Raw genomic sequence first — 11,858 nt, forward strand, 5'->3', positions numbered from 1 at the left:
CCGACCGGACCCGGCTCATTAAAGATTCCGTGACTTAAGCTGCGTTACGGGCTGTTGCATTTTCCCGGCTTTGCCCCTAGACTATGAGCATATCAAGTCTCACAAGCCTAACTGGATTAGGAAAGCAAGACTAAAAGGATGAATACACATGACGAATATTACCGGTGACCAGGCTCTGGTCAAAAAAATAAACACTTCCATCATTCTCGATACGATACGTCAACACGCGCCGGTCTCCCGGGCGAAGGTGTCCAAGCTGACGGGCCTGAACAAGGCTACCGTCTCCAATCTTGTGCAGGAGCTGTGCAGCAACCACCTGGTCCAGGAAATCGGGCCCGGCGAATCCAGCGGCGGCAGGAAGCCGCAGCTGCTGCTGTTTAACGGACAAGCCGGGTATGCCATCGGCGTCGAGCTGCGCGTGAAGCAGATAACCGCCGTGCTTACCGATCTGGAAGGACGGATCCTTGCCGAAGAGGACACGGCGCTTGAAGCGCACGGCGTTGAATCGGTGACGAGGCTGATGGTGGGCATGATCCACGGCCTGATGCGTCAGGCCCCTCCCTCCCCGTACGGCATCATCGGGATCGGCGTGGGCGTCCCGGGAATGGTCGACGGCGACGGCACCGTCCTCTTCGCCCCCAACCTGGGGTGGGACATGGTCCCGCTGCAGGAGCAGCTCGAGCTCGAGCTCGGACTCCCCGTCACCATCGACAATGAAGCGAATGCGGGTGCCCAGGGCGAGCTGCGCTTCGGAGCCGGCCGGGACGCCCGCCATCTCCTCTATATCAGTGCCGGCAGCGGTATCGGCTCCGGCATCATCATCAATGGCGAGCTCTATAAGGGAGCCCGCGGATATGCCGGCGAAAGCGGCCATATGTCCATCGAAGCCGAGGGTCGGGAATGCAGCTGCGGCAACCGCGGCTGCTGGGAGCTGTACGCCTCGGAGAAATCCTACGACGGCAAAGATGCCGTTCTTCCGTCCAGGCGGACATCCGAGCTTGTCCATCATGCCGAGCTCGGCCATGAGGAAACCATCCGACATTTCGAGGAGCTCGGACGCTATCTCGGCATTGGCATAACCAATCTTGTCAACGGATTCAATCCGCAATCGGTCATCATCGGCGGTCCGCTGTCCGACGCCCGGGCTTGGATCGAAGAAACGCTCCAGCAGGTCGTTGCCCAGCGCACGCTTCCATATCACCGTGAGCGGATGGAGATCCGGTTTGCGGAGCTGGGCAGCCGCTCTACCATGATCGGTGCGGCCTACTCTGCCATTTCGCAATTTCTTGGCCCGGTTCGGGTCTCCATGCCGATTCATTAAAATTGACGATATTTTGTCGTAATTAACGCCCAGCAGATTAAGGAAAATCCAGCGATTTTCCGCTATAATTAATCTCGTCCTGTAATTTAAATCAAGTTTCTCCTCGTGAGAAACGTGTGATCGTTATACAAAAGGGAGAGGAAACGCTCAAATGACCTATGTAAGCACTGCGGAAATATCGGCACAAATGTTTGTGACCGTATTGCTGTTTCTCCTAGTTATCGCACCTTTGTTCAGTCTCGCCATTATGCGTTTTTTTCAAGGCAAGAAAAAAGCCGGCTTCATTCTCCTCGGCTCCGGCGTAGCGGCATACGTCGTATTCCAGATCATCATGAGCCTGTTTTTCAGCAAGTGAACATGATCTGTACGAACGTATGGCAGCATGAGCATGGCTTGGCAACAAAAAAAGCTCCTTCCCGAGCCTCGGGAAGGAGCTTTTTATCATAAGCAAGCGATTGGCTTGCCATCTGCTGATGAGATTAAGCTTCCGGATTCAACGCTTTGTTGAACTGGAGCTTGTTCATGCCAAGAATTCGGTGCTCACCGATGATGGTGAGAGGTACAGCGCGAACGCCCATATCCCATACTTGCTGTGCGAATTCGTCGTTCTGCTCGATGTTGCGCTCTTCAAACTCGATACCTTGATCGGACAAGAAGCCTTTTACTTGTTTGCAGTGCGGGCAGTTGTTCGAAGTGTATACAATCACGTTTTCCATGGTCGGTCAGTCTCCTCTACTCATGATTTGGGCTGCTTACAGCCGGTTCGATCTCTATCTATCAGTTTACAACACGACAGCGCTGTGTTCCAAGCTCTCGATGTATTTCTCCGCATCCATAGCCGCCATACAGCCGCTTCCCGCTGCCGTGATCGCTTGTCTGTAACGGGTATCCTGCACGTCGCCGCAAGCAAATACGCCTTGGATATTCGTTTCGGATGTTCCCGGAGTCGTTACGATATAACCGTTCGGGTCGGTCGTAATGCTTCCGCCAAGGAAACCGGTGTTCGGATGGTGGCCGATCGCCACGAACACGCCGCTGACCGCGATCGTCTCTTCTTCGCCGGTCTCATTGTTGAGCACTTTGATGCCTTTTACGCCTGTCTCGTCCGCAATGACTTCCTGCGGCGTGCGGTTCAATGCCCATTCGATCTTCTCGTTGGCACGGGCGCGATCCTGCATGATTTTCGATGCACGAAGCTCCTCCCGACGGTGAACCAGCGTTACTTTGGATGCAAAGCGGGTCAGGAAGTTGGCTTCCTCCAGCGCGGAATCGCCGCCGCCTACAACAACGATCTCTTTCCCGCGGAAGAAGAATCCGTCGCAGGTTGCGCATGTGCTGACGCCGCGTCCCACATTGTTCTGCTCTCCCGGAATGCCGAGATATTTGGCCGTTGCGCCCGTAGAGATAATCAGCGTCTCGGCAACCACCTCGCCCATTCCGTCAACGTCCAGCTTGAACGGACGCTCTCCGAATTCCACGCTGTTCACCCAGCCTGTACGAAATTCCGCGCCAAAACGTTCCGCCTGCTGGCGCATATTGTCCATCAGCTCAGGACCCATGATGCCTTCGGGAAACCCCGGGAAATTTTCAACTTCGGTCGTGGTTGTCAGCTGTCCGCCAGGTTGCGGACCTTCAATGACGAGCGGGCTCAAATTCGCGCGAGCCAGATAAATGGCAGCCGTAAGCCCGGCAGGGCCTGTGCCTATAATAACGGATTTGTACATATCGTTTCCCTCCTATATATGGAACACTTAATTATAATCATTATAAATTAATATTAATTATGGTTATATCGGAGCCGTCTGTCAATATGTCACATCACACCCCAACTGCAAATATTGTTAATCCATTCTTCATAAACCGCTGGGGAATTTACTATTTTGAAAAAATGAATCTCCTGCTCGAAAGAACACCTCGTTGTAAAACGTTTACTTCGAGGTCAGGAGTGCGCTGAGATCAGGTTAGAAGAATTTTGGGTTACGAAAAGACTTCAACCACACGATTAACGGTGCGAAGATGAATGTTTGATGAAGTTCCGAAGCGAAACGCGATACCTGCACAAATCCCCCTGTACTCGCCATGCGAGCTCAGAGGGATTCTTAGCTAGGTCATGATTTTCCAGATGCTCAGATTTCTCCGATTATTCAATGTAATCATCCCAATGCTGATTTTGAGGACTTGGGTTATACCGGTTATCCGACAGATTAACATACGAAAGTCCCGTCAGTTTCTCTATGAATTCCGGCTCGCTCTGGAGTTGGTTTCGGCTTAGGTCAAGGAATCTCAGATTCTGCAGCTGCCCCATCTCCATGGGAAGTTCCAAAATCCCCGTGTAATTCATACTAAGCTGCTCCAGCAACCTCAATCGTCCGATCTCCGGAGGGACCCTCGTCAACGATACTTCCTCTCTCCGGATCACATGATCTGTAGGTCCATGATAACTCCCGCACGCGATATTCAAGCGTTTTAACTGGGTCAACTCACCGATCTCCGCCGGAATCTCCACCAGATCCTCCGTATATACCGTCAAATCCTCTAATTCCGTAAGACCGAACAGGGCCGCAGGCAGTCTGGTGACGTAACTTTCATGGATCATAAGTTCCTTCAGCTCCTTCAGCTCTCCGATGCTTTCAGGAATCTCCCGGATGCCAAAACCGAAAATTTCAAGCTTGCGCGGTTTGTGAAACAATACATCCTGCCAAAATACTTCAAACTTCTTATGTTCCGGACGGCTTAGAAACAGGCCTGGAACCATGGCCGATATGTTCTCGGCTTCTTCTTGGCCGATCTGAAGCCCGCCCATTCGTTCATGAGCTACATGATGTAAGAGGTCTTGTCCATCATGATCCCAAAAGTTCAAATCCTCCGGAAGATGGGGATGCTGCCATGCAAACAGATCATCCGCCGCCTGCTTCAACACAACAGCGGCTTCCTCGCAGCATTTATAAATATAGTAAGTGCCCGCTCCGTATTCAATCCCGTTGCCACGCACGGTCTCCTCATCCAATCGCTTCATGATATCGCGCTCGCTAATCTTGCGTTCTTCGATCAGATAAGGCTCCAGCAGCGAAAACACACGCTCGGCTTCCTCCATGAGCTGGAACTCTCCACGTCTTGCTAACACGAATACCGCCGACCGCTCCATCGCATAATCAATCAGCCAGGAATAAGCAGCTCCCCTAGGAGAGTCGTAAAAGAATGCCATATTGCTGATCACCTCTACCTCTCATCTTCCACGATTTCAAGCAGCCTGTTTATTTCGCTGCCCACAGTAAAATCCCCTTCTTCTCCAGCAAGGAAAAGAAGGGGACGCTTTGTCATTGCAGATGATACTCAGTCCATTAACGGCTGCTGCGCAGGAGGCGCAGCCCGTTCAGGATGACCAGAATCGTGCTTCCTTCGTGGCCGATGACCCCGAGCGGCAGCGCTACGCCTTCGATGAAATTGGCTGCAATCAGTGTCAAGATGACGGTTATGGCAAAGATCATATTTTGCTTCACGATGCGTTGAACCTTGCGTGCCACTTTGACGGTACCGGCGATCTCATCGATGTTGTCGTTCATCAGCACCGCATCCGCTACCTCCAGCGCGGTTCCGCTTCCCGAAACGCCCATGCCGATGCCGACGGTTGCCGTGGCCAGCGCCGGTGCATCGTTCACGCCATCCCCTACCATGACCACATGGCCGTAACGGGCACGCAGGTCCTTAATATGGGTAACCTTATCTTCCGGCAGCAGGTCGGAGAACACCATGTCGACGCCGCTTTGCTTGGCGATGACTTCTGCCGTCGCCTTGCGGTCCCCCGTCAGCATCGCTACCTTGATGCCCAGCTGCTGGAGCCGCTTCACGGCCATGGCCGCCTGAGGACGGACCGCGTCCTGCAGCGCGATCATGCCCACGATGCTTTCCCCTTTCAGGATAACGGATACCGTTTTGCCTTCGGATTCCAGCGTGTTCCGAATGGACAGCCAGTGCTGGCGATTCTCTTGAACCGCGCCCAAGCTTTCATCTTGATCGGAAATCGCACCCGAACGCAGATCTCCGGTCCCTTCCTCCAGTATATCGCTTTTGCCTATTTTCCAGGTGACTCCTGCGACTTCCGCCTGCATGCCCCAGCCAGTGATGGACTGACCGTTCTCTACCTGCTGCAGCGGAGCTCCCTCTTTCTCGGCCGATTGGACAATCGCCAGAGCCAGCGGGTGCTTCGACATCCGTTCGATGGAAGCGCTGATGCCAAGCAGTTCGTGCCGATCCCATCCCTCACCTGCGATAAAATCCGTAACCACGGGTGAGCCGAGCGTCAAGGTACCGGTCTTATCAAATGCGACAACGGCCGTGCGCGCCATATTCTCGATGTGGGCACCGCCCTTGAACAAGACACCCTTTCGGGCGCGATTGGAAATCGCCGACAGCATCGCTGGCATAATGGAAGACACCAGCGCGCAAGGGGATGCCACAACGAGAAACACCATCGCTTTATAGAAGGTAGTATCCCAATCCCATCCCAGAACGGGAGTGGCCAGAACGATCAGCGCCACGGTCGCAATGACTACGACGCGGGCATAAATCGATTCGAACCGCTTGATGAACCGCTGCGATTCCGGCACCTCGTTCTCCGCTTCTTCCACCAGCCGGACGATCTTGGCGAACAGCGTAGATTCCGCCGATTGGGTAACCTCAATGTACAGGACCCCTTCCCCGTTTAAGGTGCCTGTGAACACTTCATCGCCTACGGACTTATCGACCGGCACGGATTCGCCGGTAATGGAGGCCTGGTTAACGGAGGAGCTGCCGCGATAGATTTTGCCGTCTGCCGGAATCAGCTCGCCCGGCTTCACCAGGATGAGATCGCCGATCTCCAGCTTGTTGATGGATACCGACACCATTTCCCCCTTCTCGATGCGAAGGGCCGTCTCCGGCTGCAGCTCCATCAAGGACGAGATGTCCTTGCGGCTTCTTTCCATCGTATAACTCTCAAGCGCTCCGCTGAGGGCAAAGATGAAGATCAGCATCGCGCCTTCGTTCCAATATCCGATCGCCGCAGCCCCCATAGCAGCAGCGATCATCAGCAGGTTCACATCCAGATCGCGTTCCTTCAGAAGGGTCTCGACGCCTTCTTTGGCTTTCACCCATCCGCCGACGGCGTAGGATATCACGTACAGCACAACGGAGAGCGGCTCAGACCATTGGCTGGTCAGCCAGGCCACCAGCATCAGCAAACCGCTGCCCAGCGCAGCCACTACCTCCGCATTGCTCAGCAGGCTGCGGATATCCCATTTCCCCGGCTGCCTCGGCTCACGCGGATCAGCTCCATTTTCTATTGTCGATATGCGTCCAGTTGTCGTTTGATTTTGTATCCATTGCATAACCAATCACCTTCCTAGTTGAGAATGAAATCCATTATTACTACCCTTAAAATGACACATGCTGCCCCGGCTAGGCCGGAGCAGCATGCTAAATGAGAATGAGAATCATTTTTGAACTTATACAATTTATTTTCCTTCGTACAACTTTATATGTATCATACTCACTTTGCTTTCATTTGTAAACCATATTTTTCACGTCATTTTAATTTCTGAAGAGCACTATCGGAGTTGTTGTCCACACATATGAGGCGGATGAGCTTCCAAACGTAAAAAAGGTCCTAGCGATTTCTTCGCAAGGACCTCTCTTATGAACCAAACCGTATAAAGCGCTCTCATTCCCTCAATCGACGATCGTGGAGCATCTGCGCCGCATTTCCAATCTTGCGCCGGTTATCCGTATGGCCGCAAGTTCCGAAGGATGACAGCATACCTCGTGTATGCCCTGCCGGTACACCATCCGCAAATCCGCAGTGCCCACGCCATTGATCCGGAGCGTCAACTGCGGCTTCGTTCGTCTGATTCGACTGATCATCTCCGAGAACGCCGAGACCTTCTGACCTTCTTCATCCGACGATTCGTAATTCCCTATGCCTTCGCAATCGAATACCAGCACATCGGCCAAACGGGCAATCTCCGCCGCAACCGACGGGCTCATTCCTTCGCCAAGCAGCGCCCCGTAACGGATTCGGACAAAACGCTTCTGATCCATCAAGGTCTGCTCCGCCACTTCTTCGATAAAATTATGGATCGATATAAACTCATCCGCATGTGCAGGACGCACAGCCAACAGCTCTAAATGGCAGTCTATCCCTTCCGCCCCGCACTGCTCCATCGCCCGGAACAAGGACTCGAGCTGAGCATCCTGCGCCTCGCGTAAATCCATCGTATTGGAAAGCCGGGCATCTTGCAGCAAACTGATCGCGCATCGGGCTCCGGCTGCCGCTTGAAACACCGACACCCAATACGTCACCCATAACATAATGAGTCTCCGTCTCAACAAAGCGCTCTTCTCCGCGCTCCGTGAATTCAGCCATGCCGAATATACCTCCTGCAGCAGGCCATGCTGCAAAGCATCCTCACCGCGTATCAGTCCGATTCCCTGAGCACCCTGCTCGAGATCACGTGTTATGGATTCAGGATCCGCGGATCGGCTCATGACTTTCAGTCTTCGGTTCCTGTCACTCCACCCCAGCAGTCGGGTCAAGGAAGGTCTGTCCGTGCCGTTATGACGAATCCCCGAAACCCTGAGGGCTTCTTCAATGTCGTCGGGCGATGCCAGTAACAGCAATACCTCCTCATGGGTGACTCCTCCTGCCATAGCAAAATGCTTCAGCAGATCCGTCTCGGGAGAAAAATCGTTTGCCGTGATGTCCTCTGCTCCGATAAACTTCTTATCTTCCCATAAACGCTCTCCCAATTCACTGCCTGCTCCCCAATGCCTTTCCGTCATGGTTATCCTTCTACTCCCTTTCACCTTGAATTGGATAAACGCTTCTTTACAGGTTATTATGAAACATTTGGAAATATACAGCGCACGGGATAAACACCAATCGAAAAAATATCCACCCCCGACCATTTCCCGACCATTTATAATGGAGGAACGGGCCGAAGCGAGAGAACAAAGAGGAGGAAGAGACATGCGAACAGATTATGACCATTGGGAACCCGTCAGCGTATCGGAGGCTGCCGGGATTTTTACGGAAATCCCCGTTCATTGGTATATCGCAGGAGGATGGGCGTTAGATTTGCATTTGGGAGAGCAGACCAGAGAACACAGCGATACCGATATCCTGATCCATCGCGAAGAGCAGGCCGATGTTTATGCCGCCTTAACCAAAGAATGGACGCTGTACAAAGCCGATCAAGGAACCTTGTCGTTATGGGAAGAAGGCGAGTATCTGCATTCCGTCGGGGACGTATGGGTCAGTAAGGATGCCAAAGCTCCATTTGCATTCCAGCTCATGTTGACGGAAACCGAACAGGATTGCTGGGTCTATCACCGGCAACCGTCGATCCGAAGACCGCTTCGCGATATCTTGTTGAAGACAGACCAAGGAATCCCCTACCTGAAGCCGGAAATACAACTCCTGTGTAAAGGAGGCAGCAGGAACATCCGCGACAAAGACGAGCGGGATTTCAGGACGGTCCTCCCCACCCTGGACCATGAGGCTATAGAGTGGCTGGCCCAATCGCTCCGCACGGAATTTCCGGAAGGTCATCCCTGGATCGACTACATCGAATCAACGGGGTAACTGCCGTGTGGCATCACAAAAATAGGGCGCCTTCCCCCAAGAGGGAAAGCGCCCTTTGTCTTACCTATCGATATAGCAGGATTGTCTTACTTCTGGCTGGCCGCAATCGCTTGTTCCAGATCGTACAAAATATCGTCGATGGACTCGGTCCCGATCGACAGTCGCAGCAGTTCCGGATTGACGCCTGCCGTAAGCTGCTCGTCTTCGGACAGCTGCTGATGCGTCGTGCTGGCCGGATGAATGATAAGCGACTTAGAATCGCCAACATTGGCAAGGTGGGAGAACAGCTTCACATTCTCGATCACCTTCTGCCCTGCTGCTGCCCCGCCTTTAATGCCGAAGGTCAGAATGGCGCCTTGGCCCTTCGGCAGGTACTTTTGCGCCAGCTCATACGAAGGGTGGCTCGGCAGCCCTGCATAGCTGACCCATTCCACGGCTTCGTGATTCTCCAGATACTTGGCAACCTTCAGCGCATTCTCGCTATGGCGCTCCACCCGGAGATGCAGGGTTTCCAGCCCTTGGAGAAGCAGCCAGGAATTGAACGGGGACAGCGACGCGCCGATATCCCGCAGCAGCTGCACACGCGCTTTGATAATGTAAGCGATCGGGCCTACGGCTTCTGTATACACGACGCCATGATAGCTTGGATCCGGCTGCGTCAATCCCGGGAACTTGTCATTAGCCGTCCAATCGAATTTACCGCTATCGACAATGACCCCGCCGATGGAAGTGCCGTGGCCGCCGATGAATTTGGTCGCGGAATGAACGACGATATCCGCTCCATATTCAATCGGGCGCAGCAGATACGGGCTAGGGAACGTATTGTCGACGATCAGCGGAATGCCGTTCTCATGCGCGATGGCCGCAACGGCTTCCACGTCCAGCACATTCCCCTGCGGGTTGCCGATCGTTTCGGCGAACAGCGCCTTCGTCTTGCCGTTGATCGCTTGGCGGAAATTCTCCGGATCCGTGGAATCCACGAAATGGACCTTGATGCCCAGCTTCGCCAGCGTATTGGAAAATAAATTATAAGTGCCGCCATACAAACTCGAGGAGGAAACGATTTCATCACCTGCACCCGCGATGTTCAGAATGGAGAAGGTGATGGCTGCCTGCCCGGAAGATGTCGCCAGTGCTCCGGCCCCGCCTTCAAGCGCTGCAATCCGTTTCTCGAATACATCCGTGGTCGGGTTCATGATACGCGTATAGATGTTGCCGAATTCTTTAAGCGCAAACAGATTGGCTGCGTGCTCGCTGTCTTTAAACCCGTAGGAAGTGGTCTGGTAAAGAGGGACTGCGCGGGATAATGTGGTCGGGTCAAGCTCCTGACCGGCGTGAACCGCTAGCGTTTCAATGGAAAATTGGCGTTCTTCTGACATGGGTATTTCCTCCCTTTTCTTCATATGGAAAGTATGATCATTTCATAATTTCTCCCATTCTCTCATACTTTCCTTCGTTTGAAAAGAGTGATACCCAACTAATTTCATCGGAATATAATATTTTATTTTGCATGAGGTTTGAAAACCCCTTCATTCCTTCTCCTCTTGATAAACTTTACCCCATCCATATCCAGCTTCCGGGGACGTATCCTCGGGCATGCCCGGCAAGATCAGGCCGCCGTCAATACGAAGGTTAATGCCGGTAATGTAGGAAGCCGCATCCGAGCACAGCCAAGCGATGGCTTCCGCGATGTCCGACGGCGTCCCCATTCGCCCCAGTGGGATTTTGCTGCCAAGCGGCTCTTCCTCCGCCGATTGCTCCGGCTTGTGAACCGTCGCACCCGGAGCGACGCAGTTCACCCGGATGCCATGCGGCGCCCATTCCAGCGCCAGCGATTGCGCCGCGCGGATCAGCGCCGCCTTCATGCCGCCGTAGATGCTGTCCTTCGGATAGGCTCTCTCTCCCCGGGAGGACGTAATGAAAATGACGTTTCCCGGAATTCCTTGGGCGATCATCTCCCGAACCGCATATTTGCTGAGCAGCATCGGCGCCCGGAAATCAAGATGCATCGTCATGTCCAGCGCATCCTCTTCAAGCTCCGTCAACTCGTCGTATAGACCGATACCGGCATTGTTCACCAGCAAATCGATCCGGCCGAATTCCTCCAGCGTCTTTCGTATCGTATTCTCCGCTTCGCTGCGAACGGTTAAATCGCTCTGAATAATAAGCGGCTCCTTGCCATAGGTATGGCCGATGTCCTCCGCTACATCCACGATTCCTTCTTTGCTCGAATTGTAGGTCATCGCCAGCCGGTAGCCTTTTTCAGCCAGCACCTTGGCAATGCCTCGTCCGATTCCCGCGCCAGCGCCCGTTACCAGCGCCACCTTCTCCGTTCCCTGTTTACTTACGGTTCCCATGATTTCTCGCTCCCTTCCGAATTCATCCTTTCATGCCACAGTCGCTTGCCGCCGTTCAACGATGACGCGCACCGTGCCTACCCTTCCTTACCCTGTTCTGAAACGGATGATTGGCTTTCGATAGATAAAGTCGGCATGGCGGGCGTTCAAATGGTACATATTTGAATCCATTCCGATATTTATACGTAGTGTATATTAATATGGCTTTCCATATACGATAAACCAAAGGAGCGTGACCTTATGAGCTCTATGATCTGGATCTTTGCAGGCGTTCTGCTAGCCGTATTCCTGATCATGATTCCCGTACAGTACCGGTATATTGCAGCGTTAAAGGAAGATCCCCGAAGGCAGGGGACCAATCAGGAAACGTATTACAACAATATGTCCTTTCAGGAAGAACAGCTCCACTACAATACGCAAGTCTTGTTTTTGCCTTCCACCATGGTTGCCTCGTGGATTTATAATTGGAGGCATAAGAGCGGAAAAACGACCAAGTAGGCGAATTTAAACGAATGAAAACGCAAAAATCATCGCCCGAATGAAGGCGATGATTTTTCATGAT

The 11,858-nt window shown here is 53.1% G+C and carries 11 protein-coding genes; 4 read left to right on the forward strand and 7 right to left on the reverse strand.

Annotation, left to right across the window (positions count from 1 at the left end):
• Positions 1-148 precede the first annotated feature (148 nt).
• Both RB298_RS03345 and RB298_RS03350 read left to right on the forward strand, forming a co-directional pair.
• Positions 149-1,321: an ROK family protein gene (locus RB298_RS03345; protein ID WP_486045749.1), complete on the forward strand. Its 1,173-nt coding sequence runs from the start codon at positions 149-151 to the stop codon at positions 1,319-1,321.
• Between the two features lie 151 nt (positions 1,322-1,472).
• Positions 1,473-1,676 carry a hypothetical protein gene (locus tag RB298_RS03350; protein WP_009594106.1) on the forward strand — a complete coding sequence of 68 codons (204 nt, stop codon included), beginning with the start codon at positions 1,473-1,475 and terminating at the stop codon, positions 1,674-1,676.
• Positions 1,677-1,800: 124 nt separating this feature from the next.
• Here RB298_RS03350 and RB298_RS03355 read toward each other — a convergent pair whose 3' ends face one another.
• From RB298_RS03355 to RB298_RS03375, 5 genes are all read right to left on the reverse strand, one after another.
• Entirely contained in the window at positions 1,801-2,037 is a 237-nt protein-coding gene (locus tag RB298_RS03355; RefSeq protein WP_006212730.1) for a glutaredoxin family protein, read from the reverse strand.
• 66 nt (positions 2,038-2,103) lie between these two features.
• Complete coding sequence (trxB, locus tag RB298_RS03360) at positions 2,104-3,045, reverse strand: thioredoxin-disulfide reductase (RefSeq protein ID WP_486045751.1); 942 nt, start codon at positions 3,043-3,045, stop codon at positions 2,104-2,106.
• 416 nt (positions 3,046-3,461) lie between these two features.
• Positions 3,462-4,526, reverse strand: a complete 1,065-nt coding sequence (locus tag RB298_RS03365) for a leucine-rich repeat domain-containing protein (protein WP_452520737.1) — start codon at positions 4,524-4,526, stop codon at positions 3,462-3,464.
• Between the two features lie 136 nt (positions 4,527-4,662).
• On the reverse strand, positions 4,663-6,687 hold the full coding sequence (locus RB298_RS03370; RefSeq protein ID WP_486045754.1) for a heavy metal translocating P-type ATPase: 2,025 nt from the start codon (positions 6,685-6,687) through the stop codon (positions 4,663-4,665).
• Positions 6,688-7,027: 340 nt separating this feature from the next.
• Complete coding sequence (locus RB298_RS03375; protein WP_486045756.1) at positions 7,028-8,137, reverse strand: PEP-utilizing enzyme, TIM barrel domain protein; 1,110 nt, start codon at positions 8,135-8,137, stop codon at positions 7,028-7,030.
• A gap of 187 nt (positions 8,138-8,324) precedes the next feature.
• Between RB298_RS03375 and RB298_RS03380 the strand changes: the two genes are divergently transcribed.
• A complete protein-coding gene (locus tag RB298_RS03380; protein ID WP_486045758.1) occupies positions 8,325-8,939 on the forward strand; it encodes a nucleotidyltransferase domain-containing protein in 615 nt (204 codons plus the stop codon).
• An 86-nt stretch (positions 8,940-9,025) separates the two neighbouring features.
• On the opposite strand, the gene RB298_RS03385 is transcribed toward RB298_RS03380, so the two are convergent.
• Both RB298_RS03385 and RB298_RS03390 read right to left on the reverse strand, forming a co-directional pair.
• Positions 9,026-10,318, reverse strand: a complete 1,293-nt coding sequence (locus RB298_RS03385) for a homocysteine synthase (RefSeq protein WP_009594125.1) — start codon at positions 10,316-10,318, stop codon at positions 9,026-9,028.
• Positions 10,319-10,468: 150 nt separating this feature from the next.
• Positions 10,469-11,296, reverse strand: coding sequence for an SDR family NAD(P)-dependent oxidoreductase (locus RB298_RS03390; RefSeq protein ID WP_486045760.1), 828 nt, complete (start codon positions 11,294-11,296; stop codon positions 10,469-10,471).
• 240 nt (positions 11,297-11,536) lie between these two features.
• Here RB298_RS03390 and RB298_RS03395 point away from each other — a divergent pair, with 240 nt between their 5' ends.
• Entirely contained in the window at positions 11,537-11,794 is a 258-nt protein-coding gene (locus RB298_RS03395; protein WP_277747071.1) for a DUF3949 domain-containing protein, read from the forward strand.
• The last annotated feature ends 64 nt before the right edge of the window (positions 11,795-11,858 follow it).

Source organism: Priestia sp. BR_2, assembly GCF_041954005.1.
Classification (GTDB): domain Bacteria; phylum Bacillota; class Bacilli; order Paenibacillales; family Paenibacillaceae; genus Paenibacillus_AQ; species Paenibacillus_AQ lautus_A.

Excerpts from the sequence above, each read along its gene's own strand:
- RB298_RS03345 (WP_486045749.1), top strand. The coding sequence starts at position 149 with ATGACGAATATTACCGGTGACCAGGCTCTGGTCAAAAAAATAAACACT.
- RB298_RS03350 (WP_009594106.1), top strand. The coding sequence starts at position 1,473 with ATGACCTATGTAAGCACTGCGGAAATATCGGCACAAATGTTTGTGACC.
- RB298_RS03365 (WP_452520737.1), bottom strand. The coding sequence starts at position 4,526 with ATGGCATTCTTTTACGACTCTCCTAGGGGAGCTGCTTATTCCTGGCTG.
- RB298_RS03390 (WP_486045760.1), bottom strand. The coding sequence starts at position 11,296 with ATGGGAACCGTAAGTAAACAGGGAACGGAGAAGGTGGCGCTGGTAACG.
- RB298_RS03370 (WP_486045754.1), bottom strand. The coding sequence starts at position 6,687 with ATGCAATGGATACAAAATCAAACGACAACTGGACGCATATCGACAATA.
- trxB (WP_486045751.1), bottom strand. The coding sequence starts at position 3,045 with ATGTACAAATCCGTTATTATAGGCACAGGCCCTGCCGGGCTTACGGCT.
- RB298_RS03395 (WP_277747071.1), top strand. The coding sequence starts at position 11,537 with ATGAGCTCTATGATCTGGATCTTTGCAGGCGTTCTGCTAGCCGTATTC.
- RB298_RS03385 (WP_009594125.1), bottom strand. The coding sequence starts at position 10,318 with ATGTCAGAAGAACGCCAATTTTCCATTGAAACGCTAGCGGTTCACGCC.
- RB298_RS03375 (WP_486045756.1), bottom strand. The coding sequence starts at position 8,137 with ATGACGGAAAGGCATTGGGGAGCAGGCAGTGAATTGGGAGAGCGTTTA.
- RB298_RS03355 (WP_006212730.1), bottom strand. The coding sequence starts at position 2,037 with ATGGAAAACGTGATTGTATACACTTCGAACAACTGCCCGCACTGCAAA.
- RB298_RS03380 (WP_486045758.1), top strand. The coding sequence starts at position 8,325 with ATGCGAACAGATTATGACCATTGGGAACCCGTCAGCGTATCGGAGGCT.